This window comes from Pseudomonas sp. PKS (assembly GCF_051913525.1).
GTDB classification, from domain to species: Bacteria; Pseudomonadota; Gammaproteobacteria; order Pseudomonadales; family Pseudomonadaceae; genus Aquipseudomonas; species Aquipseudomonas guariconensis_D.
This window is the reverse complement of record NZ_JBEGDO010000002.1, coordinates 345,919-367,710: the sequence shown is the minus strand read 5'-3', so window position 1 is coordinate 367,710 and position 21,792 is coordinate 345,919. Positions and strand designations below refer to the sequence as shown.

Genomic DNA, 21,792 nt, shown 5'->3' with positions numbered 1-21,792 from the left:
CCCCCCCCCCCCGACGGCCTCATTCGGCCGGTTTCTTCAGCTTCGGATTGGGGAAGAACTGCACGGTCTGAACCTTGGCCGGCGCCGCCTTGGGCGCCAGGTGGTTGACCCGGGTGCCCAGCTCGGTGGGCACCGACAGGCCCTGTTCGTTCAGGGTGTCAGTGAAACCGCAGGCCACGCACTCGCGGTGTGGCACACCGTCTTCATTCCACATCATCAGCTTGTCGGGTTCGCTGCACGCCGGGCAGACCGCCCCGGCGATGAAGCGCTTCTTGGTTTTGCTCACAGGGACCTCGCTCATGCCGCCGCATCCTCGGTCAGGCCACTATGGCGCAGCAGCGCATCGATGGAAGGCTCGCGGCCACGGAAGTCGACGAACAGCACCATCGGCTCACGGGAACCGCCACGGGCCAGGATCGCTTCGCGGAAAGCACGACCGGTCTCGGCATTGAGCACGCCTTCTTCCTCGAAGCGCGAGAATGCGTCGGCCGAGAGCACTTCTGCCCACTTGTAGCTGTAGTAACCGGCCGCGTAACCACCCGCGAAGATGTGGGCGAAGCTGTTCGGGAAGCGGTTGTAGGCCGGCGGGCGCATCACCGACACCTCGTCGCGCACGCCCTCGAGCACCTGCAGCACGCTGCGCCCATCGCCATGGTTGGCGTGCAGTTCGAAGTCGAACAGCGAGAACTCCAGCTGACGCACCATCATCATGCCCGACTGGAAGTTCTTGGCCGCCAGCATCTTGTCCAGCAGGTCCTGAGGCAGGGGCTCGCCGGTCTCGTAGTGGCCGGAGATCAGCGCCAGGCCTTCAGGCTCCCAGCACCAGTTCTCCATGAACTGGCTCGGCAGCTCCACCGCATCCCAGGCCACGCCATTGATGCCGGAAACGCCCGCATGCTCGATGCGGGTGAGCAGGTGGTGCAGGCCATGGCCGAACTCGTGGAACAGGGTGGTGACTTCGTCGTGGGTCAGCAGCGCCGGCTTGCCGGGCGCGGCCGGAGTGAAGTTGCACACAAGGTTCGCCACCGGGCTCTGCAGGCTACCGGCGGCGGTACGACGACGGTCGCGAGCACCATCCATCCAGGCACCGCCACGCTTGTTGGCGCGGGCGTACAGGTCGAAGAAGAAACGGCCCACGTGCTGGCCGTTTTCCTTGATCTCGAACAGGCGCACGTCCGGATGCCAGGCGTCGAAGCCCTTGAGCTCGGCAATCTCGATGCCGTACAGGCGCTGCACGATGGTGAACAGGCCCGAAAGCACCTTGTCGATCGGGAAGTAGGCACGCAGGGCTTCTTGGGAGACGCTGTAGCGCTGCTCGCGCAGCTTCTCGCCGTAATAGCCGGCGTCCCAGCTCGAAAGCTCCGGGCAGCCCTGCTCGGTGGCATAGGCCTTGAGCTGCTCAAGGTCCTGGGCGGCGAACGGTTTGCTGCGTTTGGCCAGATCGCGCAGGAAGCTCAGCACCTGGTCGCTGGACTCGGCCATCTTGGTGGCCAGGCTCAGCTCGGCGTAGTTCTTGTAGCCCAGAAGCTCAGCGAGCTCCTGGCGCAGGTCCAGGATTTCGCTCATCACCGGGCCATTGTCGAACTGGCCGGCGTTAGGGCCTTGGTCGGAGGCGCGGGTGCAGTAGGCGGCGTAGAGCTCTTCGCGCAGGGCGCGGTCGTTGGCGTAGGTCATCACCGCGTAGTAGCTGGGGAACTCCAGGGTGATCAGCCAACCGTCCAGGCCCTTGGCTTGGGCAGCGGCGGCCATCTGCGCCTTGGCCGAGTCGGTCAGGCCGGCGAGCTGCGCTTCGTCGGTGACGTGTTTGGTCCAGGCCTGGGTGGCGTCCAGCAATTGGTTGGAGAAGCGGCTGCCCAGCTCGCTCAGGCGGCTTTGCACCTCGGCGTAGCGCTGCTGCTTGTCGGCCGGCAGGTCGATACCCGACAGACGGAAGTCCCGCAGGGCGTGGTCGATGATGGTCTTCTGCGCCACATCAAAGCCGGCGGCTTCGGGGCTCTTGGCCAGGGCTTCATAGGCTTCGAACAGGGCGCGGTTCTGCCCCAACTCGGTGGAATAGGCGCTCAGCGCGGGCAAGCAGGACTCGTAGGCCTCGCGCAATTCCTTGCTGTTGCACACCGCATTGAGGTGGCTGACCGGGCTCCAGGCGGCGCCCAGGCGGTCGTTGAGCTCGTCCATCGCCAGCACCAGGCCGGCCCAGGTGGGGTTCTGGCCTTGCTGTTCGAGGATCTGGGCAATGGCTTTTCGGTTATCGGCCAGGATCTGCTCGATCGCCGGCAGCACGTGTTCGGCACGGATCGCCGAGAAGGGCGGCAGATCGTAGGACTGCAGAAGCGGGTTGTTCGCACTCACGGTTTAGATACCTTGGCAGGAGGAAACACGGGACCATCTTAATTACAATCGACGCCGACCGCAGCAGGCAGCCCGCCTATCGGCATTCAAGAGGGGCGCTATCATGGCCATCCGACGCTTTGCACAACACACTCCGAAAGTTGGACCCAGGGTTTTCATCGATCGTTCGGCGGTGGTGCTGGGCGACGTGGAGATCGGCGAGGACAGCTCGGTCTGGCCGTTGACCGTCATTCGCGGCGACATGCACCGCATCCGCATCGGCGCACGTACCAGCGTGCAGGATGCCAGCGTGTTGCACATTACCCACGCCGGCCCCTTCAACCCTGACGGGTTTCCATTGCTGATCGGCGATGATGTGACGATCGGTCACAAAGTCATGCTGCATGGCTGTACCCTTGGCAACCGCATCCTGGTCGGCATGGGCTGCACTATCATGGATGGCGCGGTAGTGGAAGACGAAGTGATCATCGGTGCCGGCAGCCTGGTCCCCCCCGGCAAACGCCTGGAGAGCGGCTACCTGTACGTCGGCAGCCCGGCCAAACAAGCCCGCCCGCTGACCGACAAGGAACGCGCGTTCTTTCCCTACAGCGCCGCCAACTACGTCAAGCTCAAGGACCAGCACCTGGCCGAAGGCTACGACCAGCCCGAATGACCGCCTTCGCGTCTAAACCCCCGCCACAGGCCCTGCGATTGACCTTGTGGGAGCGGGTTTACCCGCGAAGAACGCCACGCAGCATTCAAGTGGAACCCTTTGTACATGCACCAGCAGAACATCCTCTTCGACCTCGACGGCACCCTGACCGACCCACGCCTGGGCATCACCCGTTCGATCCAGTATGCCCTGACCAAGCTGGGCATCGACGAGCCGGACCTGACCCGCCTCGAACACTTCATCGGCCCCCCTTTACTGCAGGCCTTCATGCAGTTCTATGGCTTCGACGAAGCCAAGGCCTGGGAAGCGGTGAACTTCTATCGTGAGCGCTTCCGTGTCACCGGCCTGTACGAGAACCTAGTATTCGACGGCGTGCCAGAACTGCTCAAAACCCTCAACAGCCAAGGCCGCACGCTGTACATCGCCACCTCCAAGCCCTGGGAGTTCGCCCGGGAAATCGCCCGGCACTTTGCCTTCGACCACCACTTCAAGGTGATCTACGGCAGCGAACTGGATGGCACCCGCACCAACAAGGTCGAACTGATTCGCCACCTGCTGGACGAAGAAGGGCTGGACCCGGCCCAGACGCTGATGATCGGGGACCGCAAGCACGACCTGATCGGTGCACGCAGCAACGGGCTGCAGGCAGTGGCGGTGGGGTATGGCTTCGGCAGCCGTGAAGAACTCTTGGCCGAAGCACCAGCGTTTCATTTCGAGACCTTGGCGCAGATGCACCAGGCATTCGTCGGCCAATGAATGCAGGGGGCTGCTGTTGCAGCCCGTTCGCAGGCTCCCACAGGGCAGCGGTGCCCCCTGTAGAAGCCTGCGAAGGGCGCAAGCCGGCCCCACTTACCGACCTGCAGCCAATCGCGCCAACCGCGTCTTGCGCTCTTCTAGCGGCAACCGCCCCAGCGCCTCGACCTGCCGGTAGAACCGGCTCCAGTCTCCGCCCACTTGCCCAAACAACGCCGCAAACGCCGGCACCCACTGGTCATACAGCCCGAACGGCAACAGCTTGGCGTTGTTCATCGGCCCATACATCCAGGCGTCATAGCGTTTGTCCCCTTGCCACTGCTCATCGCGCATCTGCCGATAGGCCTGGCGCAGCCGTGCGAACTCCGCCTGCTTGGCCGCCCGCTTGGCTGCCTCGCTGCGTGGGCTTGCGTAGATCGCCTCGAGCCGTGCTCGACTGTCCAGCACCAGCTGGATGAACTGCGCGCGCTGGCGCAGCGCATCCTCCCGAATCGCTGCAAGCCCACGGGCCGCGCGCCATTGCCGCGATCCTTCCTGCTCGACGAACGAGGCAAAAGACTCGTTGAACTCCGTGTCGTCCTGCACATAGAAACGCTGGTGGGCCAGCTCGTGGAAGATCACTGCGGCCAGGCGCTCGTCGCCCCAGCCGACCATCGAGGAAAGGATCGGGTCGTCGAACCAGCCCAGGGTCGAATACGCTTCGACGCCCCCCACATAGGTGTCCAGCCCTTGCTGGCGCATCAATGCCGCCGCGCCCCGGGCCGCGCCTTGCCGGTAGTAGCCCCGGTAGGCCACGCATCCGGCAATCGGGAAGCAATGGGTCACCGGCTGCAACGAAAGCTCCGGCGTGGCAAACACGTTCCAGACCACGTAGGGTCGTCCCAGATCAGCGTAGACGCGGTAACTGCGGTTGTCCGGCAGTTTCAGGTGCTCACTGGCGAACGACCGGGCCTGCTCGGCCTGCGCCAGTCGCTGGCGCAGGGGCGCAGGGGTGGTGGGGTCATCAAGCAGGCGCTCCACCGGCTGGCGTGCGCGCAGCAACTGCCATTGCCCTTCGGCCAGTTGCCCGTAATAGCCAAGGCTGCTGCAACCGTTCAGCAGGAGGGCGGCGAGGACGGGAACCAAACGGGTGAAAACGCGGTCGAGAGGCCCATGACCTGAGCGCTGCAAAAGAAAAAGTCGGAACATCAGGGCTGTCTATCTCGCTCACGGCCAGTGCGGTCCAAGACTATCTCGCCAGGGGGGCGTTTCGCCATGCGTTCAATGATTGTCATCGCCGGCACGCTCGTGCTGCTGTCCGGATGCTCCACGTTGCCGGCGCCGGACCCTAACCAGGCCTGGGTCGACCTCGCGCCCTTCGACAACACGTCCCTGCACGCAGTACAGGTGGACGAACGCGACTGGGCCGATAGCCGCTATTTCGAAGTCCAACCTGGCAACCATGAGCTCACTGTGCGCTACCAGTTCCCCGTGGAACCGAGCAACATCGGCCCAGTCGACGAGCCCTTGTGGCGCGACTGTCAGCTCAACCTGACCTTCAAGGATTTCAGCGCAGGCCAGCGTTACCAACTGCAAGCCGGCAGCATCGGTTTCCGCCCCTGGATCAAGCTGTACGACCAGCAGCAAAAGCTCGTCAGCCAAGGCTTGCCAGCAGGCTGCCAGCGCACCTGAAAGACCAAGACTTTCACGACAGTACGGGGCTGTCGGCGCTATGCTTATAGCTTGTGAATCGCAAGCGGGAGTTTCGCCATGCGCCAGCCCATGATGCTGATCGCCCTCAGTGCGCTGGGGGCCTGCGCCAGCCCCTTGCCGCCCGTCGACCCCAAGCAGGCCTGGGTCGATCTCTACACCATCACCCCCGGTAAGACCATCATGGCCGACCGTCTGGACGGCAAGCGGCTCGATGATGGCCGCTACTTTCAGGTCACACCTGGCAAGCACGAGCTGGTGGTGCGCTTCGACTATGAGGTGTACTCAGGCGGCTTCTCGACCGACCCGACCGAGCGTACCTGCTACCTGACCGTGCGCTACAACGACTTCAAGGCCGGTGAACGCTATCGCCTCGAAGCCAGAGCGCCGGTGATGCAGCCGCAGGTGCTGCTGTACGATGCCCAACGCACGGTAGTGGTGGACGAACCCAGCAACGTCTTCTGCATTCCGTGACCCGCAAACGCGGGTCCTTTCTACCGATCGTTTTTCTGGTAGATGATTTTCTTGGTCCCGCCCTCACAGCTGCCAACGATCATGTTCTGGTCGCGGACCTCGCCATTGGGCACGATTTCCAAGGTGTAGGACGTCACGCCCGCGGCCTGGATCTTCGCTTCGATCTCGGCTTTGAGTTCTTCGCACGGCTTGGGCGCGGCCAGGGCGGTCGAGGCCAGCAGGGAAACCAGCACGGCGGTTGCAACGCGGATCATGGGACGGCTCCTGAAGAGGCAGACCAGCTGCCAACGCTGTTTAGACTACAGGAAACCGCCCCTGTTGCGCCTAGGCAACCAACGTCGCGTCCAGGCTGATCGTGGCGTTCAGTACCTTCGATACCGGGCAGCCGGCCTTGGCCTTATTGGCAATTTCCTGAAACTGCGCCTCGCTGGCGCCAGGCACCTTGGCCTTGAGGATCAGGTGCACGGCGGTGATGGCGAAACCGTCCGGCTGCTTGTCCAGGCTCACCTCGGCAATGGTGTCGATGCGTTCTGCGGTCAAGCCCGCCTCGCCCAGCATCATCGACAGGGCCATCGAGAAACACCCCGCATGCGCCGCACCGATCAGTTCCTCCGGGTTGGTCCCAGGCGAGCCTTCGAAGCGGGTGTTGAAGCCATAGGGATTCTGCTTGAGCGCCCCACTCTCGGTGGACAGCGAGCCCTTGCCGTCCTTGAGCCCGCCTTGCCAGATCGCCGATGCTGTCTTTTTCATGCTGCCTCCTGGTCATAGGATGAGTACCTATGGGTTCTGAGGACTGCACCCTATGCAAGTTCAGAACAATCCGACGCTCAACATTGAAACCCCGGAAACTGCCCATACAGAGTCTTCAAGGCCCTTGGCCAAATTTCTGCGGAGGCTCCAATGACGCACCTGCGTGACCTGAAGATTTCTACCCTCGACCTGGTACCGGTGCGCGCCGACGGCGGCCCAGCCCAGTCCCTGCGCAACTCGCTGGATCTGGCGCAGCACGTCGAGCGCTGGGGCTACAACCGCTTCTGGGTGGCCGAACACCACAACATGGATGGCATCGCCAGCTCCGCCACGGCGGTGCTGATCGGCTACCTGGCCGGCGGTACCTCAAGCATTCGCATCGGCTCTGGCGGCGTGATGCTGCCCAACCACGCGCCACTGGTCATCGCCGAGCAGTTCGGCACCTTGGCCAGCCTGTACCCGGGCCGAATCGACCTGGGCCTTGGCCGTGCGCCAGGCTCCGACCAGATGACCGCCCGCGCCTTGCGCCGCGAGCGCTCCGGCAGCGCCGACGATTTCCCGGATGATGTCGAAGAGCTGTCGCGCTATCTGGGCCCTCGCACGCCGGACCAAAAAGTCATCGCCGTACCCGGCCATGACACCGACGTGCCGATCTGGCTGCTGGGTTCCAGCCTGTTCAGCGCTCAGCTGGCCGGCATGCGCGGGCTGCCCTACGCCTTCGCCTCGCACTTCGCCCCGCGCTACATGCACGAGGCGATCCGCATCTACCGCGACCATTTCAAGCCCTCGACCGTGCTCGACAAGCCCTACGTGATGCTGGGCGTGCCGATGGTCGTGGCCGACACCGATGAACAGGCCGAGTATCTGGCCACCTCCATGTACCAGCGCATCCTCGCGCTGATCCGTGGCCAAAGCTTGATGCAGCGCCCACCGATGCCGAGCATGGACGGCTTGTGGCTGCCCCACGAGCGCGATGCGGTGGGCAGTTTCCTGGGCCTGGCGATGATCGGCAGCCCGCAGAAGGTGCGGGCCAAGGTGGAGGTGCTGTTGGAGCAGACCGGTGCCGATGAACTGATCTTCACCTGCGACCTGTATGAGCATGCGGATCGGTTGCGTTCGTACGAGCTGCTGGCCCAGGCGCTCAAGACCGAGTAGTGCTTTTCGCGGGTTTACCCGCTCCCACAGGGCTCATCGCGGAGCACGTGGGAGCGGGCTCACCCGCGAAGCGTTCACCACTCAACCCCGTCTATAGACGATTTCCTTGGTACCGCCTTCGCAGGTACCGACCACTTTGCCCGCCGGCTCGCTCTTGTTCACGATTTCCAGCGTATAGCCTTTCACGCCCTTGGCATCCAGCTTCGCCGCAATCTCGGCCTTGAGCTCTTCGCACGGCTTCCCAGCCGCAAATGCCCCGCCTGCCAGCGCCATCAAACCCACCGCCAGAATCAGTTTCTTCATCGATCGCTTTCCTTGTTCAGATCAAAAAAGGACAGGGTGCCATTATCGAAATGGCACCCTGCAACCTTTACCCCATCTGGCCGGGCGAAGCCAGCCTGGGCCTGTTTCAGCTGTTGGCGATGCGGAAACCGACCTTCAGCGTGACCTGGAAGTGCGCGACCTGGTTATCGCGGATATGGCCACGGGTATCGACGACCTCGAACCACTCCAGATGCTTGATGCTCTTGCCGGCCTCAGCCAGGGCATTGTTGATCGCGTCCTCGATGCTGGTGGGCGAGGACCCGACCAGCTCGATCTTCTTGTAGGTGCGATGATCGGACATGAGCGCTCTCCTTGGTTGGCGTGTGAGATTTGAGCCTAGCAGCGCAGGCCCGCTTTACCTGCGAACTTGCATGGCAAACGAAAGTTCGATCGCACTTTCGCTTCGCGGCACAGTCGCAACCCTTACAACCCAACCCACGCGAAGGAGAGTCATCATGGCCTACAACTCGCTGCGTAAAGCGTCGCTGGAAAGCATGGAGGCGGAGATCGAAAGCCTGCTCAAGACCCTCGAACACCTCAAGCACGACGCCTCGGAAGAGTCGCAGAAATCCATGAAAGCGATCCGCAGCAACGCCGAGAACGCGCTCAGGCAGTCGCGAACCCTGATGGGCGAAGCGTACGAAGAAGTCAAAGCCCGCACCCGCCAGACCGGCATCGCCACTCGCGATTACGCCCAGGAACATCCCTGGACCACCGCAGGCGTCGCCATCGGTGCCCTCGGCCTGCTGGCCGCCTGGCTGATGTGCAAGCGCAACTAAGTCGTTTGAAGGTCCAACTCGTTGCGCAGCCACTGCGCCAACTGCTCGGCGCGCCCGTCCGCGGCGCGTCGCGGCACCCACAGCGCCAAGGCTGCGCGGGTAGGCGAGAAGCCCCAAGGTGCACTCAGCCGCCCGGCCCGTAGGTCATCCGCCACCAGCGGTTGCGGAGCGATGGCCACACCCAGGCCGGCCACTGCGGCCTCCAGCAGATAATACAAATGCTCGAAGGCTTGGCCGAACGTCAACGCGGCCGGGTCCAGCCCTTGCTGCCCGGCCCAGGTCGGCCAGGCCTGTGGGCGCGAGGTGGTATGCAGCAGGGCTTCGTCGAGCAACGCCTTGGGCGGCGCGTTGCGCAAGCGCTCAAAACCTGCGAAATGCGGGCTCACCACCGGCCCGATGCGCTCCTGGGCCAACACATGGACCTGCATGTCCGCAGGCCACGGCGGCTCGGCATACACCAGCAAGGCATCCAGCCCCGGGCGGCGGGGGTCCAGGTCGCCTTCACCGGCGGACAAATGCAGGCGCAGCTCCGGCAAGTCAGCCTTAAGCCGCCCCAGACGCGGGATGAACCAGCGCGCCAGCAGACTGCCAGAACAGCCCAGCACGAACGGCGCCTCGCTGACATCGCGGCTGAGCTCCGCGCAAACCGTGCGCAGCCGATCGAAGGCATCGAAGCTCGCATCGCGCAGGCGTGAACCGGCATCTGTGAGTTTGATGCCGCGCCCATCCTTGACGAACAAGGCCACACCCAGATGCTCCTCAAGTACCTTGATCTGTCGGCTGACGGCGCCGTGGGTCACGTGCAGATGCTCGGCAGCCTGGCTGACGCTGTTGAGCCTGGCAGTGGCCTCGAAGGCCCGCAAGGCGTTGAGGGGGGGGAGATCCTGGCGCATTTGATGTGTGAGATTTTCTGACAAATTATCGCAATCTTATCGGTTTTCAGCCGGCCATGTCGTGGTTAGAGTAGGCCCATCGACCGATGGAGGCCTGTTCGCGGGTAAACCCGCCCCACAGGTTCAGCATCGCCCGGATTTGTGGGAACACGTTCACCCACGGACAAGCCCACACGATTTCACTGATCACATCGCCTATGGAGCGCCCCATGACCCAGACCCAATACCGCGCCGGCCCCGACGCCAACGGCCTGTTCGGCTCGTTCGGCGGCCGCTACGTGGCCGAAACCCTGATGCCCCTGGTCCTGGACCTGGCCCGCGAATACGAGGCGGCCAAGGCCGATCCTAAGTTCCTCGAGGAACTGGCCTACTTCCAGCGCGACTACATCGGCCGGCCCAACCCGCTGTACTTCGCTGAGCGCCTGACCGAGCACTGCGGCGGTGCGAAGATCTTCTTCAAGCGTGAAGAACTCAACCACACCGGCGCGCACAAGGTGAACAACTGCATTGGCCAAGTGCTGCTGGCCAAGCGCATGGGCAAGAAACGCCTGATCGCCGAGACCGGCGCAGGCATGCATGGCGTCGCCACCGCTACCGTGGCCGCGCGCTTCGGCCTGCCCTGTGTGATCTACATGGGCGCCACCGACATCGAGCGCCAGCAAGCCAACGTGTTCCGCATGAAGTTGCTGGGCGCCGAGATCGTCCCGGTCACCGCCGGCACCGGCACCCTCAAGGACGCCATGAACGAGGCCCTGCGCGACTGGGTCACCAACGTCGACGACACCTTCTACCTGATCGGCACCGTGGCAGGTCCTCACCCGTACCCGGCGATGGTCCGCGACTTCCAGTCGATCATCGGCAAGGAAACCCGCGCCCAGTTGCACGAGAAGGAAGGCCGCCTGCCTGACAGCCTGATCGCCTGCGTCGGCGGTGGTTCCAACGCCATGGGCCTGTTCCACGACTTCCTCGATGATGCCAGCGTGCAGATCATCGGCGTCGAAGCCGGTGGCCACGGCGTGAACACCGACAAGCATGCCGCCAGCCTCAACGGCGGCGTCCCGGGCGTTCTGCATGGCAACCGCACCTACCTGCTGCAGGACGAGGACGGCCAGATCACCGATGCCCACTCGATCTCCGCCGGCCTGGACTACCCGGGTATCGGCCCTGAACACGCCTACCTGCACGAAGTGAAGCGTGTCGAGTACGTCAGCATCACCGATGACGAGGCCCTCGACGCCTTCCACACCTGCTGCCGCCTGGAAGGCATCATTCCGGCCCTGGAGAGCTCCCATGCCCTGGCCGAGGCGATCAAACGCGCACCGAACCTGCCCAAGGACCACCTGATGGTCGTGTGCCTGTCCGGCCGAGGCGACAAGGACATGCAAACCGTGATGAACCATATGGCCGCCCAGGAGAAACAGCCATGAGCCGTCTTGAACACCGCTTCGCCGAGCTGAAGGCCCAAGGCCGCTCCGCGCTGGTCACCTTCATCACTGCCGGCGACCCTGGCTATGACGCTTCCCTGGCCATCCTCAAGGGCCTGCCCGAAGCAGGCGCCGACGTGATCGAGCTGGGCATGCCGTTCACCGACCCGATGGCCGATGGCGTGGCCATCCAACTGGCGACCTTGCGCGCCCTGGATGCCGGTCAGACCCTGGCGAAAACCTTGCAGATGGTCCGCGAGTTCCGCGTCGGCAACCAGACCACGCCGATCGTGCTGATGGGCTACTACAACCCGATCCATCGCTTTGGCGTGGAGCGCTTCGTGGCAGAGGCCAAGGAAGCCGGCGTCGATGGCCTGATCATCGTCGACCTGCCGCCCGAGCACGACGCCGAGCTGGCCACCCCGGCCCAGGCCGCAGGCATCGACTTCATCCGCCTGACCACCCCGACCACCGACGACGCCCGCCTGCCGCGCGTGCTGGAGCGCAGCTCCGGATTCGTCTACTACGTCTCGGTAGCCGGCGTGACCGGTGCGTGCTCGGCCACCACCGAGCACGTGCAGCAGGCCATCGCCCGCTTGCGTCGCCACACCGACCTGCCGATCAGCGTGGGTTTCGGTATCCGCACACCGGAGCAGGCCGCGGCGATCGCCAAGCTGTCCGAAGGCGTGGTGGTCGGTTCGGCGCTGGTCGACAAGATCGCCCAGGCCAAGAGTGCCGACCAGGCAGTGGCTGATGTGCTGAGCCTGTGCTCGGCGCTGGCTGAAGGCGTACGCGGCGCCCGCCTGTAACATCGCGAGGGCTGCGCCAGCCCCACGGGATCACCGCTCGTGGGGGCTGGCGATATAGCCTGCGAGGGGCCGCAAAGCGGCCCCATTCATTCGAATATCGACAAGTCCAGTGGCCGCACGGCCCCCATCCAGATCGCATGATCCCGGTGATCCGCCAGCTCATCCCCCGTCAGCGGATGCAGGAACACCACCAACCCCTTGCGATACAGCGCCAACCACGGCAACACCACGCCCACCACCTCCGGCCCGAAGGCCAGCTGGCAGCTCCAGTCCGGATGCGGCCCGACCGGCTTCTGGTGCATGCGCCCCATGGTCACGGGAAACAGCCGCGCCGCTTCCTCGCATAGCGCCCGGGCCTGTTCCATCGTCGATGCGTCGTAATACACGTGGGCGTGATAACCCTTGATCCTTTGCACGATTACTCCCAAATGAGGTCAAAGGATCACGGGCCAGCGAAGGGGAGCGATCCTGTGAAAAATGCCGAGACCCCAGGGTTCAAACTGGTTCTGTTCGGTGCCGAAAGCAGCCTGGGCAGTGCATTGATCGTCGAGCTGCTGTCGCGCCAGCGCGAAGTCATTGCAGTGGTCGATGACCTCAACCGTCACGCGCCACGCCCTGGCCTGCACTTCAAGCGAGGCGCGCTAGGTGACAAGCACCAGGCCGAACAGAGCGTGGCCGGAGGCTCGGCGGTGATCGCCCTGCTTTCAGCGCTGGCGCCCGACGATCTGCCTGCGCAACGGCAAATGGCCGAAGCCCTGGTGGCAGGCCTTTCGCGTACGACTATACGCCGGCTGTTGCTGGTGGGCGATTTCGATGTGCTGGACAAGCCGGCCGGGCACAGCGAAGCGCAACGGGCGTGCGCAGACCATGTCGTCGATCAACTGCAACGCAGCACGCTGCGCTGGACGCTGATCAACGCCCCTGAAGAGATGCCAGGCCTGGGCATCGAGCATTTCCGCAACCTCGATGGAACCCTCGAGCCCGGACTGGCCGGGCCTTTGCAGCGATTGGCGCGGATTGCGGCAGGGATGGTCGATGCCCTTGAGCTGAATCTGCACCAGGGCGAGCACGTGAACTTCGTGCTCTAGGATGCGCGGCTGCCTGCGCTGGGCCGTAAAGCGGTCCCCGCGACATCACAGCCCTCGCTCCTGCTCCAGCCAATCCACGAACCGTTGGATCAACGCCCCACGCCGCTTGCGCGGCGGCAGCACCACGTAATACCCCCGCGCCGAGCGCAAACTGCCTTCGAGCGGTCGGCACAACAGCCCTTGGTCCACCAGACCATCCACCAGGTGTCGCCAGCCAATCGCCACCCCTTGGCCTGCAATCGCCGCCTGGATCAACAGCGTGTAGTTGTCGAAACGCATCTGCCCAGGCGGGGGTGGACTGTGCAGACCCAACCCGCGAAACACCCCCACCCAATCGAACCAGCGACTGGCCTGTTCACCGCGCAGATGAAGCAGGGGCAATCGTTGCAAAGCCTCGGCTGACGCGGGTTTGCCATGCATCAGGTTGGGGCTGCAGACCGGGAAGACCTCCTCGTCGAACAGCCAGCGGCTCTCGCCCTGATGAAAACGCCCATCGCCAAACAGCACCGCCACGTCGATGTCCGGGCGCAGCATGGCCTGGCTGCGCTCACCGGTCACCAGGCTGACGTCCACCTGTGGATAAGCCTCATGGAAGCGCGGCAACCGTGGCATCAGCCAGAAGGCCGCAAAGGCGAAGTCGGTTGCCACCTGCAACACTTCGCGCTGACCGCGCCCACTGGCCTGGGCGATGCCGTCGTCCATCGCCAGCAGCGCTTGGTGGATCTGCTCGAACAGTGCCTGACCCGTCTCGGTCAGTTCAATCCCCCGGTAGATCCGGTCGAACAGGCGTGTGCCCAACTGGGCCTCCAGGCGCTTGACCTGCTGGCTCACCGCCGGCTGCGTAGTGCCCAACTCCAATGCCGCAGCGGTAAAGCCCCGCAGCCGGGCGGCAGCCTCGAAGACCCGCAAGGTATCCAGGGAAACGTCAGCAAGGTGCTCAAACATAAGCGCAACTAATCCCACTCATTGCCCGGCATGGGCTTTACCCATGTTATCCACAGTCGCATCCTCGATCGCAAGCGGTTCCCATAACCTTCAACGATGGAAGGCACCCATGAAGCGACCCAACATCCTGTTCATCATGGCCGACCAGATGGCCGCGCCCTTGCTGCCGATCTACAGCTCATCGCCCATCAAGATGCCGCACTTGAGCCGCCTGGCCGAACAGGCGGTGGTGTTCGACGCCGCGTACTGCAATAGCCCGCTGTGTGCACCCTCGCGCTTCACCCTGGTCAGCGGGCAATTGCCCAGCCGCATTGGTGCCTACGACAACGCTGCGGATTTCCCTGCCGACGTACCCACTTACGCCCACTACCTGCGTCGCCTGGGCTATCGCACCGCGCTCTCTGGCAAGATGCATTTCTGTGGGCCCGACCAACTGCACGGCTACGAGGAGCGCCTGACCAGCGACATCTACCCGGCCGACTACGGTTGGGCCGTGAACTGGGACGCACCCGACCAGCGCCCGAGCTGGTACCACAACATGTCCTCGGTACTGCAGGCTGGGCCCTGCGTGCGCACCAACCAACTGGATTTCGATGAAGAGGTGGTGTTCAAGGCCCGCCAGTATCTCTACGACCATGTTCGCGAGGGCGACGGCCGACCGTTCTGCCTGACCGTCTCCATGACGCACCCCCATGACCCCTACACGATTCCCAAGCACTACTGGGATCTGTACGACGGTGTGGATATCCCCATGCCGCTTGAAAGCATTGCCCAAGACGAGCAGGACCCGCACTCCCAACGCCTGCTCAAGGTCTATGACCTGTGGGACAAACCCCTGCCGCCGCACAAGGTCCGCGATGCCCGCCGCGCCTACTTCGGCGCCTGCAGCTATATCGACGACAACATCGGCAAGCTCCTGCAGACCCTGGAGGAATGCGACTTGGCCGAGGACACCCTGATCGTGTTTTCCGGCGACCACGGCGACATGCTTGGCGAGCGAGGGCTCTGGTACAAGATGCACTGGTTCGAGATGTCGGCCCGGGTGCCACTTCTGGTGCACGCACCCAAACGCTTCGCCCCGGCGCGGATCAGCGCCAACGTCTCCACCTGTGACCTGTTGCCAACCCTGGTGGAGCTGGCCGGTGGCGCAGTCGAACCGGCCCTGCACCTGGATGGCCGCTCCCTGGTCGGGCACCTGCAAGGGCAGGGCGGACATGACGAGGTAATCGGCGAATACATGGCCGAAGGCACCGTCGGCCCGCTGATGATGATCCGCCGTGGCCCGTACAAGTTCGTGTACAGCGAGGACGACCCATGCCTACTCTACGACCTGAGCCGCGACTCGCACGAGCGGGAGAACCTCACCGGCAGCCCGGATCATCAGGCGCTGCTGCAGGCATTTGTCGATCAAGCCCGCCAACGCTGGGACATTCCCGCCCTGCGCCAGCAAGTGCTGGCCAGCCAGCGCCGTCGTCGCCTGGTGGCAGAGGCGCTTGCCATCGGCAAGCTCAAGAGCTGGGACCATCAACCCTGGGTGGACGCCAGCCAACAGTACATGCGCAACCACATCGATCTCGACGACCTCGAGCGCAAGGCGCGTTATCCACAACCCGCACCCCTGGATTGAGCAGAGAGGCCGCCATGAAGCAGTTCTCCACCGCCGTGATCGCCCTGGCCCTGGGCCTGACCGCCATCACGGCCCACGCCGACAGCGATAGCCAATGCACCACCGTCAAGATGGCCGACCCTGGCTGGAGCGACATCGCCTCCACCAACGCCGTGGCGCGCCTGCTCCTGGAGAGCCTCGGCTACCAGGTGAAGATCGACAATCTGGCCGTACCGATCATCTTCGGCGGCCTCAAGGACGGCCAGGTGGATGCCTTCCTGGGCAACTGGATGCCCGCGCAGCAGGGCTTTCACGACAAGTTCGTCGCCAATGGCGACGTGCAGCGCCTCTCTCGAAACCTTGAAGGCACGCAATTCACCCTCGCGGTGCCGGATTACGTCTGGGAGGCCGGTGTGAAAGAGTTTGCCGACCTGCAAAAGCATGCCGACGCGTTCGACAACAAGCTCTACGGCATCGGCTCCGGGGCACCGGCCAACCTGTCGCTTAAAGAGATCATCGGCAAGAACGCCTTCGACCTGGGGCAGTGGAAGCTGGTCGAATCCAGCGAGCAGGCGATGCTGGCCCAGGTCCAGCGCGCGGTACAGAAAAAACAGTTCATCACCTTCCTCGGCTGGACGCCGCACCCGATGAACGTGAAGCTCAAGATGCATTATTTGACCGGCGGCGAGCAGTGGTTCGGTAGCAAGGGCGACGTGTACACCCTGGTGCGCAAAGGTTATCCACAGGCCTGCCCGAACGCAGCGAAACTGCTGGGCAACCTGCGCTTCAGTCTGGCGATGGAAAACAGCATCATGGCCGAGGTTGTGGACAAGAAGGTGAGCTTCGATGAGGCGGCCAAGGCCTGGGTGCAGGCACATCCCGAATGGCTGAACACCTGGCTGGCCGGGGTGACCACCCGGGAGGGTGGGGATGCCCAAGAGGCCGTGAAAGCTAGACTTTGATCCGCTGAGCGACACATAACCCCTGTGGGCGCGGATGAACCCGCTCCCACAGGGCTGGTGAAATCTCCAGGAATCTGTATTCCCCATGCCCCACCTGACCCACCTGCTGCCTTTCCTCACCTGGCTCCCCCGTCAATCGGGCCGAAGCCTGCGCCAGGACCTGCTGGTGGGCCTCAGTGGCGCCATCCTCGCGCTGCCGCAATCGATCGCCTACGCCCTGATCGCCGGCCTGCCCGCTGAATATGGCCTGTACGCCGCCATCGTACCGGTGCTGGTGGCCTGCCTGTGGGGGTCGTCCTGGCACCTGATCTGCGGCCCTACCGCAGCCATCTCCATCGTGCTCTACGCCAGCATCAGCCCGCTTGCCGTGGCTGGTAGCGACGACTACATCACCTTGGTGCTCCTGCTGACCTTCCTAGGCGGCGTGTTCCAGCTCGTGCTGGGGATGCTGCGCTTCGGCGCGCTGGTCAACTTCGTCTCCCACGCCGTGGTGCTCGGTTTCACCCTGGGCGCCGCGGTAGTGATCGCCCTCGGTCAGCTGCCCAACCTCATGGGCATGGACCTGCCCAGCCAGGCCACGGCACTGCGCACATTGCAGGACTTGCTCAACCATGCCGGCGAGGTCGACCTGCCGTCGCTGGCCCTAGGCCTGGCGACCCTGCTGATCGGCGTGTTGCTCAAGCTCTGGCGTCCACGCTGGCCCAGCCTGTTGATCAGCCTGGTGGTGGTCAGCGTCATTGCCTGGCTGCTGCCGAGCCTCTTTGGCCATGTGCCCAGGGTGCCTGCCTTCGTTGGCCAGTTGCCGCCCTTGAGCCCCTTGCCGCTGCTGGATTTGGAACTGATCCTGCGCCTGCTGCCCAGCGCCGTGGCGGTGGGCATGCTCGGGCTGGTGACCAGCCTGTCGATTGCCCGGTCGTTGTCGGCGCGCTCCGAGCAACTGATCGACGCCAATCAGGAGATCCGTGCCCAGGGCCTGTCGAACATGGTCGGCGCGCTGTTCTCCGGTTACCTGTCATCGGGCTCGTTCACCCGATCAGGCTTGAGCTACGACGCTGGCGCCCGCTCGCCACTGGCCGGGGTGTTCTCGGCATTGTGGGTGGCTCTGTTCGCCGTCGCCGGCGCCGGGCTGATCGCACACCTGCCGATTCCAGCCATGGCCGGCAGCATCCTGCTGATCTGTTGGGGGTTGGTGGATCACCGGGCCATCCGCTCGCTGTTTCGGGTCAGCCGCTCGGAGTTCCTGGTCATGGCGTTGACTGCCGCCGCCACCTTGCTGCTGGAATTGCAGACCGCGATCTATGCGGGCGTGCTGGCATCGCTGTTCTTCTATCTCAAGCGCACCTCGCGGCCACGGGTGCAACAGAGCCGGGAAGGGGGGGTCGATGTGCTGCGGGTAGGGGGGTCGATCTTCTTCGGCGCCGCTCATTATCTGCAGGTGCGCCTGCAACGCTGCCAAGGGCCGCAGGTCGTGATCGACGCACGGCAGATCAATTTCATCGACTACTCAGGGGTGGACATGCTGCACCGCGAAGCGCGGCGACTGAAGCGTAATGGCGGGAGCCTCACCTTGCATCGTGCCCGGCCGCAGGTGATCGAAGAGTTGCAAAAGCTTGAAGGCGCCGCGCTGTGCCCGATCCGCTTCGAAGAGTGATTGGGGCCGCCATGCGGCCCAACACAGTCAGCCGCGCGCCAACTGTCGCCGTAGCTCATCCAGCACAGGTGCCGTATCCGGCCGCACCCCACGCCAGGTGAAGAACGCCTCGGCAGCCTGCTCGGCCAGCATCCCCAGCCCATCGAGCACCTTGGCCGCGCCCAATCGGGTGGCCCATTGGCAGAACGGCGTCGGCTCCTTGCCATACATCATGTCGTAGCAGACCGTGCGCCCCGGCTCGACCAGGCTGTCGGCAATCGGCGGCAACTCACCCGCCAGGCTCGCCGAGGTGGCATTGATGATCAGGTCCACCGGCTCCTGCAACCAGGCAAAACCACTGGCCACCACCGGCCCCAGGTCATCGAACTCCCGGGCCAGTTGCTCGGCCTTTTCCACCGTGCGGTTGGCGATCACCAGCGACTGCGGGCGATGCGCCAGGATCGGCTGCAACACGCCGCGCACCGCACCACCGGCACCAAGAATCAGGATGCGCTTGCCGGCAAGCTCCACGCCGGCATTGACCGTCAGGTCCCGCACCAGGCCGGCGCCATCGGTGTTGTCGCCCTGCAGCGTACCGTCGGCCAGCTTGCTCAAGGTGTTCACGGCACCTGCACGCTGGGCCCGTGGCGTGAGGCTGTCGCACAGGCGGAAGGCTTCTTCCTTGAACGGCACGGTGACGTTGGCCCCCGCGCCTTGCTTGAAGAAGCCGCGGGCGCAATCGCTGAAATCATCCAGCGGCGCCAGCAGGGTGCTGTATTCCAGGTCCTGGCCGGTCTGGTCGGCGAACAGGCGGTGGATCAACGGCGACTTGCTGTGGCCGATGGGGTTACCGAAAACGACGTATTGGTCCATGGGAACTCCTCGTTATCCACAGGCTTACTGATTGAGCCAGTCACGGTCCTGCAGGAAGTACTCGGTCAGGCGCGCTTCCTCGCTGCCCGGCGCGGGTTTCCAGTCGTAGCCCCAGCGGACCTGCGGCGGCAGCGACATGAGGATCGACTCGGTGCGACCGCCCGATTGCAGGCCGAACAAGGTGCCGCGGTCGTAGACCAGGTTGAACTCCACATAGCGCCCACGGCGGAACTCCTGGAACTCGCGCTGCTCGGGCGTGTAAGGCGTGGCCTTGCGGCGCTGGACGATTGGCAGGTAAGCCTCGATGTAGGCATCGCCGATGGCGCGCAGGAAGGCGAAGCAGGTGTCGAAATCCCACTCGTTCAGGTCATCGAAGAACAGCCCGCCAATGCCACGCGGCTCGCCCCGGTGCTTGAGGTGGAAGTACCGGTCGCACCAGGCCTTGTAGCGCGGGTACACATCGGCGCCGAAAGGCGCGCAGGCCTGCTCGGCGACCCGGTGCCAGTGGATGCAGTCTTCTTCGTTGCCGTAGTAAGGCGTCAGGTCGAAACCACCGCCGAACCACCACACCGGCTCCTCCCCTTCCTTCTCGGCGATGAAGAACCGCACGTTGGCGTGGGAGGTTGGCACATGAGGGTTGTGCGGGTGGATCACCAGCGACACGCCCAGCGCCTCGAAACCACGGCCGGCGAGCTCCGGGCGGTGGGCACTGGCCGATGGCGGCAGGCCGGCACCGAACACATGCGAGAAGTTCACGCCGCCCTTTTCGATCACCTTGCCCTCCCCGATCACCCGCGTGCGACCGCCGCCACCGGCTTCACGCACCCAGGCGTCCTCGACGAAACGGGCGCCGCCGTCTTCGGTTTCGAGGGCAGAGCAGATGCGGTCTTGCAGGTCGAGCAGGTAGGCTTTCACGGCCTCGGTGCGGCTGGTCATCGGGTCACCTGGAAGGAGCGGAAAAATGTGCCGGCTAGCATACCATCGGCGCAAGCTACGCCGCAGTTGACGACGATCAAGCAAAGGCGTCCGATAGGAGGTCTTCCCGATCCCCCATGACAACGGAGTGTGAGATGGCCAAGCGTATCCAGTTCAACCAGCACGGCGGCCCGGAAGTCCTGCAGCTGGTCGAGTTCGAACCCGCTCCTCCGGGCCCGCAGCAAGTCCGCGTGCGCAACCACGCGATAGGGCTGAACTTCATCGACACTTATTTTCGCAGCGGTCTGTACGCCCCGCCCACGCTGCCCTCAGGCCTGGGTACCGAAGCTGCCGGCGTGATCGACGCGGTCGGCGAAGGCGTCAGCCGGCTGAAAGTGGGCGATCGCGTGGCTTATGCCGGCGGGCCGCTGGGCGCCTATAGCGAGGTGCACACCCTGCCAGAGGCCAACGTGGTCAAGCTGCCGGAGGCCATCAGCTTCGAACAGGCCGCCGCAGTGATGCTCAAGGGCCTGACCACCCAATACCTGCTCAAGCAGACCTACGCCGTGCAACCGGGCGATTTCATCCTGTTCCATGCCGCTGCCGGTGGCGTGGGCTCATTGGCCTGCCAGTGGGCAAAAGCCCTGGGCGCCAAGCTGATCGGCACGGTCAGTTCCGCCGAGAAAGCCGAGCGCGCCAAGGCCCTGGGCGCTTGGGCGACCATCGATTACAGCCACGAGGACGTGGCCAAGCGCGTGCTGGAGCTGACCGGTGGGGAGAAATGCGCGGTGGTCTACGACGGCGTGGGTGCCGACACCTGGCTGACCTCGCTGGACTGCCTGCGCCCACGCGGGCTGATGGTGAGTTTCGGCAACGCTTCCGGCGCGGTGACCGGGGTGAACCTTGGGATCCTGTCGCAGAAGGGCTCGCTGTACGTCACCCGCCCGACCTTGGGCAGCTACGCCAACAACGCAGAGGACACCCAGGCCATGGCCGACGATTTGTTCGGCATGATCACCAGCGGCAAGTTGGTTGTGGATATCCAGCAGCGGTATCCGCTGAGCGAAGCGGCCAAGGCCCAGACGGAACTGTCGGCGCGCAGAACCGTTGGCTCGACTGTGCTGCTGCCCTGATCCGAGATCGTTACGCGGTGGGTTGATTCAGAACGCCACCGGTGGGGAGCGGTTTTACCCGCTCCCACAGCGCCCACCGCTTAGCCGGCGGTCCTGATGGTTGCCGGCGCCGACTCGATGCCATCGAGCATCGCCTCCACCAAGCCCTCTGCCATTTCAATCGCGTGCAGGTTCGACCAGTACATGCCGCGGCCTGACTCGTGCAGGTGTTCGAGTGCCTGCAGGCCAGTCTCGTAGGCGCAGCGCAGGTAGAGCGCTACGTGGACGAGGGCGTCGTGGGCAGAGATGTCAGGGTTTGTGGAGAAGAGGGGAGGATGGCCGGCATCGCAGCGGCCGAAGGGGCGAGATGTGGTGTTGGGTAGAGGTGGATCAAGGACAAGCTTTTTCATGGGAACCTACCTGTTGGCGCCAGCACTCAATCCGTTACCACTCGAATTGGGTGGCAGCTGTACGCAGGGTGGTAAACCGGCGGTTCCCAATCCGGCAGGCTCGAAAGCCTCCCGCGCACAGCCGCCATGGACTGCCACGGAGAACCTAGACTGCCGGGTTACCACACCCGATCACCAAGTCGTTTGGCGACGGTCTGGAG

The 21,792-nt window shown here is 64.1% G+C and carries 26 protein-coding genes; 13 read left to right on the top strand and 13 right to left on the bottom strand.

The genetic code is table 11. The features are described 5' to 3' along the window. Positions 1-19 precede the first annotated feature (19 nt). Positions 20-301 carry a YheV family putative zinc ribbon protein gene (locus tag ABOA88_RS04035; RefSeq protein ID WP_043207663.1) on the bottom strand — a complete coding sequence of 94 codons (282 nt, stop codon included), beginning with the start codon at positions 299-301 and terminating at the stop codon, positions 20-22. Beyond that, entirely contained in the window at positions 298-2,349 is a 2,052-nt protein-coding gene (gene prlC / locus ABOA88_RS04030) for an oligopeptidase A (RefSeq protein ID WP_196170254.1), read from the bottom strand. Before prlC ends, ABOA88_RS04035 begins: the two co-directional genes overlap by 4 nt. Positions 2,350-2,452: 103 nt before the next feature. Here prlC and ABOA88_RS04025 point away from each other — a divergent pair, with 103 nt between their 5' ends. Beyond that, a complete protein-coding gene (locus ABOA88_RS04025; protein WP_196170255.1) occupies positions 2,453-3,001 on the top strand; it encodes a gamma carbonic anhydrase family protein in 549 nt (182 codons plus the stop codon). Between the two features lie 105 nt (positions 3,002-3,106). Next, positions 3,107-3,757: an HAD family hydrolase gene (locus ABOA88_RS04020; protein ID WP_367850548.1), complete on the top strand. Its 651-nt coding sequence runs from the start codon at positions 3,107-3,109 to the stop codon at positions 3,755-3,757. Between the two features lie 93 nt (positions 3,758-3,850). Here the strand turns inward: ABOA88_RS04020 and ABOA88_RS04015 are convergent, their stop codons facing one another. Then, a complete protein-coding gene (locus ABOA88_RS04015; protein WP_196170285.1) occupies positions 3,851-4,924 on the bottom strand; it encodes an aminopeptidase in 1,074 nt (357 codons plus the stop codon). An 84-nt stretch (positions 4,925-5,008) separates the two neighbouring features. Here ABOA88_RS04015 and ABOA88_RS04010 point away from each other — a divergent pair, with 84 nt between their 5' ends. Next, positions 5,009-5,425 carry a PA0061/PA0062 family lipoprotein gene (locus ABOA88_RS04010; protein WP_196170257.1) on the top strand — a complete coding sequence of 139 codons (417 nt, stop codon included), beginning with the start codon at positions 5,009-5,011 and terminating at the stop codon, positions 5,423-5,425. Between the two features lie 78 nt (positions 5,426-5,503). Beyond that, positions 5,504-5,917 carry a PA0061/PA0062 family lipoprotein gene (locus ABOA88_RS04005; protein WP_196170258.1) on the top strand — a complete coding sequence of 138 codons (414 nt, stop codon included), beginning with the start codon at positions 5,504-5,506 and terminating at the stop codon, positions 5,915-5,917. A 20-nt stretch (positions 5,918-5,937) separates the two neighbouring features. On the opposite strand, the gene ABOA88_RS04000 is transcribed toward ABOA88_RS04005, so the two are convergent. Together ABOA88_RS04000 and ABOA88_RS03995 are read right to left on the bottom strand one after the other, a co-directional pair. Beyond that, positions 5,938-6,171, bottom strand: a complete 234-nt coding sequence (locus tag ABOA88_RS04000; protein ID WP_196170259.1) for a DUF1161 domain-containing protein — start codon at positions 6,169-6,171, stop codon at positions 5,938-5,940. Positions 6,172-6,241: 70 nt separating this feature from the next. Next, complete coding sequence (locus tag ABOA88_RS03995; RefSeq protein ID WP_196170260.1) at positions 6,242-6,667, bottom strand: OsmC family protein; 426 nt, start codon at positions 6,665-6,667, stop codon at positions 6,242-6,244. Between the two features lie 150 nt (positions 6,668-6,817). Between ABOA88_RS03995 and ABOA88_RS03990 the strand changes: the two genes are divergently transcribed. Then, entirely contained in the window at positions 6,818-7,822 is a 1,005-nt protein-coding gene (locus ABOA88_RS03990) for an LLM class flavin-dependent oxidoreductase (RefSeq protein WP_367850549.1), read from the top strand. Positions 7,823-7,903: 81 nt separating this feature from the next. Here ABOA88_RS03990 and ABOA88_RS03985 read toward each other — a convergent pair whose 3' ends face one another. Continuing rightward, positions 7,904-8,125: a DUF1161 domain-containing protein gene (locus ABOA88_RS03985; RefSeq protein ID WP_367850550.1), complete on the bottom strand. Its 222-nt coding sequence runs from the start codon at positions 8,123-8,125 to the stop codon at positions 7,904-7,906. Between the two features lie 106 nt (positions 8,126-8,231). Next, positions 8,232-8,447: a dodecin gene (locus ABOA88_RS03980; protein ID WP_043207635.1), complete on the bottom strand. Its 216-nt coding sequence runs from the start codon at positions 8,445-8,447 to the stop codon at positions 8,232-8,234. Between the two features lie 154 nt (positions 8,448-8,601). On the opposite strand from ABOA88_RS03980, the gene ABOA88_RS03975 reads away from it, so the two are divergent. After that, positions 8,602-8,925, top strand: coding sequence for a DUF883 family protein (locus ABOA88_RS03975; protein WP_043207633.1), 324 nt, complete (start codon positions 8,602-8,604; stop codon positions 8,923-8,925). Here the strand turns inward: ABOA88_RS03975 and ABOA88_RS03970 are convergent. Continuing rightward, positions 8,922-9,818 (bottom strand): LysR family transcriptional regulator, encoded by an 897-nt coding sequence (locus ABOA88_RS03970; RefSeq protein ID WP_367850551.1) that lies wholly within the window; start codon positions 9,816-9,818, stop codon positions 8,922-8,924. The two genes, ABOA88_RS03975 and ABOA88_RS03970, sit on opposite strands and share 4 nt — an antisense overlap. Before the next feature lie 209 nt (positions 9,819-10,027). On the opposite strand from ABOA88_RS03970, the gene trpB reads away from it, so the two are divergent. Next, on the top strand, positions 10,028-11,245 hold the full coding sequence (gene trpB, locus ABOA88_RS03965) for a tryptophan synthase subunit beta (RefSeq protein ID WP_182816841.1): 1,218 nt from the start codon (positions 10,028-10,030) through the stop codon (positions 11,243-11,245). Then, positions 11,242-12,051, top strand: coding sequence for a tryptophan synthase subunit alpha (trpA, locus tag ABOA88_RS03960; protein WP_367850552.1), 810 nt, complete (start codon positions 11,242-11,244; stop codon positions 12,049-12,051). The genes trpB and trpA overlap by 4 nt, the downstream gene beginning before the upstream one ends. Before the next feature lie 86 nt (positions 12,052-12,137). Here the strand turns inward: trpA and ABOA88_RS03955 are convergent, their stop codons facing one another. Further along, positions 12,138-12,467 carry a DOPA 4,5-dioxygenase family protein gene (locus tag ABOA88_RS03955; protein ID WP_070091331.1) on the bottom strand — a complete coding sequence of 110 codons (330 nt, stop codon included), beginning with the start codon at positions 12,465-12,467 and terminating at the stop codon, positions 12,138-12,140. Between the two features lie 54 nt (positions 12,468-12,521). Between ABOA88_RS03955 and ABOA88_RS03950 the strand changes: the two genes are divergently transcribed. After that, entirely contained in the window at positions 12,522-13,139 is a 618-nt protein-coding gene (locus ABOA88_RS03950; protein WP_367850553.1) for an NAD(P)-dependent oxidoreductase, read from the top strand. A 45-nt stretch (positions 13,140-13,184) separates the two neighbouring features. Here the strand turns inward: ABOA88_RS03950 and ABOA88_RS03945 are convergent, their stop codons facing one another. Next, a complete protein-coding gene (locus ABOA88_RS03945; protein ID WP_196170264.1) occupies positions 13,185-14,084 on the bottom strand; it encodes a choline sulfate utilization transcriptional regulator in 900 nt (299 codons plus the stop codon). Positions 14,085-14,193: 109 nt separating this feature from the next. Between ABOA88_RS03945 and betC the strand changes: the two genes are divergently transcribed. The 3 genes from betC to ABOA88_RS03930 all read left to right on the top strand — a co-directional run bounded on the left by betC (position 14,194) and on the right by ABOA88_RS03930 (position 18,303). After that, the gene (betC, locus tag ABOA88_RS03940) at positions 14,194-15,711 is read left to right on the top strand and encodes a choline-sulfatase (RefSeq protein ID WP_367850554.1); all 1,518 of its coding nucleotides are present in this window, start codon (positions 14,194-14,196) and stop codon (positions 15,709-15,711) included. Positions 15,712-15,725: 14 nt separating this feature from the next. Continuing rightward, the gene (gene choX, locus ABOA88_RS03935) at positions 15,726-16,652 is read left to right on the top strand and encodes a choline ABC transporter substrate-binding protein (RefSeq protein ID WP_367850555.1); all 927 of its coding nucleotides are present in this window, start codon (positions 15,726-15,728) and stop codon (positions 16,650-16,652) included. Positions 16,653-16,737: 85 nt separating this feature from the next. Beyond that, positions 16,738-18,303 (top strand): SulP family inorganic anion transporter, encoded by a 1,566-nt coding sequence (locus ABOA88_RS03930; protein WP_196170267.1) that lies wholly within the window; start codon positions 16,738-16,740, stop codon positions 18,301-18,303. Between the two features lie 27 nt (positions 18,304-18,330). On the opposite strand, the gene aroE is transcribed toward ABOA88_RS03930, so the two are convergent. Further along, on the bottom strand, positions 18,331-19,155 hold the full coding sequence (gene aroE, locus ABOA88_RS03925) for a shikimate dehydrogenase (protein WP_367850556.1): 825 nt from the start codon (positions 19,153-19,155) through the stop codon (positions 18,331-18,333). A gap of 24 nt (positions 19,156-19,179) precedes the next feature. Further along, positions 19,180-20,091, bottom strand: coding sequence for an oxygen-dependent coproporphyrinogen oxidase (gene hemF, locus ABOA88_RS03920; protein WP_367850557.1), 912 nt, complete (start codon positions 20,089-20,091; stop codon positions 19,180-19,182). Between the two features lie 134 nt (positions 20,092-20,225). Here hemF and ABOA88_RS03915 point away from each other — a divergent pair, with 134 nt between their 5' ends. Next, positions 20,226-21,203 (top strand): NADPH:quinone reductase, encoded by a 978-nt coding sequence (locus tag ABOA88_RS03915; protein WP_367850558.1) that lies wholly within the window; start codon positions 20,226-20,228, stop codon positions 21,201-21,203. Positions 21,204-21,283: 80 nt separating this feature from the next. Here ABOA88_RS03915 and ABOA88_RS03910 read toward each other — a convergent pair whose 3' ends face one another. Continuing rightward, positions 21,284-21,592, bottom strand: a complete 309-nt coding sequence (locus ABOA88_RS03910; RefSeq protein WP_196170270.1) for a hypothetical protein — start codon at positions 21,590-21,592, stop codon at positions 21,284-21,286. Positions 21,593-21,792 lie beyond the last annotated feature (200 nt).

Coding starts and splice junctions, on each gene's coding strand:
- trpA (WP_367850552.1), top strand. CDS start 11,242: ATGAGCCGTCTTGAACACCGCTTCGCCGAGCTGAAGGCCCAAGGCCGC.
- ABOA88_RS03945 (WP_196170264.1), bottom strand. CDS start 14,084: ATGTTTGAGCACCTTGCTGACGTTTCCCTGGATACCTTGCGGGTCTTC.
- betC (WP_367850554.1), top strand. CDS start 14,194: ATGAAGCGACCCAACATCCTGTTCATCATGGCCGACCAGATGGCCGCG.
- ABOA88_RS03985 (WP_367850550.1), bottom strand. CDS start 8,125: ATGAAGAAACTGATTCTGGCGGTGGGTTTGATGGCGCTGGCAGGCGGG.
- choX (WP_367850555.1), top strand. CDS start 15,726: ATGAAGCAGTTCTCCACCGCCGTGATCGCCCTGGCCCTGGGCCTGACC.
- ABOA88_RS04025 (WP_196170255.1), top strand. CDS start 2,453: ATGGCCATCCGACGCTTTGCACAACACACTCCGAAAGTTGGACCCAGG.
- ABOA88_RS03980 (WP_043207635.1), bottom strand. CDS start 8,447: ATGTCCGATCATCGCACCTACAAGAAGATCGAGCTGGTCGGGTCCTCG.
- ABOA88_RS03930 (WP_196170267.1), top strand. CDS start 16,738: ATGCCCCACCTGACCCACCTGCTGCCTTTCCTCACCTGGCTCCCCCGT.
- ABOA88_RS04000 (WP_196170259.1), bottom strand. CDS start 6,171: ATGATCCGCGTTGCAACCGCCGTGCTGGTTTCCCTGCTGGCCTCGACC.
- ABOA88_RS04020 (WP_367850548.1), top strand. CDS start 3,107: ATGCACCAGCAGAACATCCTCTTCGACCTCGACGGCACCCTGACCGAC.
- ABOA88_RS03995 (WP_196170260.1), bottom strand. CDS start 6,667: ATGAAAAAGACAGCATCGGCGATCTGGCAAGGCGGGCTCAAGGACGGC.
- ABOA88_RS03915 (WP_367850558.1), top strand. CDS start 20,226: ATGGCCAAGCGTATCCAGTTCAACCAGCACGGCGGCCCGGAAGTCCTG.
- ABOA88_RS04010 (WP_196170257.1), top strand. CDS start 5,009: ATGCGTTCAATGATTGTCATCGCCGGCACGCTCGTGCTGCTGTCCGGA.
- ABOA88_RS04005 (WP_196170258.1), top strand. CDS start 5,504: ATGCGCCAGCCCATGATGCTGATCGCCCTCAGTGCGCTGGGGGCCTGC.
- ABOA88_RS04035 (WP_043207663.1), bottom strand. CDS start 301: ATGAGCGAGGTCCCTGTGAGCAAAACCAAGAAGCGCTTCATCGCCGGG.
- trpB (WP_182816841.1), top strand. CDS start 10,028: ATGACCCAGACCCAATACCGCGCCGGCCCCGACGCCAACGGCCTGTTC.
- ABOA88_RS03970 (WP_367850551.1), bottom strand. CDS start 9,818: ATGCGCCAGGATCTCCCCCCCCTCAACGCCTTGCGGGCCTTCGAGGCC.
- ABOA88_RS03910 (WP_196170270.1), bottom strand. CDS start 21,592: ATGAAAAAGCTTGTCCTTGATCCACCTCTACCCAACACCACATCTCGC.
- aroE (WP_367850556.1), bottom strand. CDS start 19,155: ATGGACCAATACGTCGTTTTCGGTAACCCCATCGGCCACAGCAAGTCG.
- ABOA88_RS03975 (WP_043207633.1), top strand. CDS start 8,602: ATGGCCTACAACTCGCTGCGTAAAGCGTCGCTGGAAAGCATGGAGGCG.
- hemF (WP_367850557.1), bottom strand. CDS start 20,091: ATGACCAGCCGCACCGAGGCCGTGAAAGCCTACCTGCTCGACCTGCAA.
- ABOA88_RS03990 (WP_367850549.1), top strand. CDS start 6,818: ATGACGCACCTGCGTGACCTGAAGATTTCTACCCTCGACCTGGTACCG.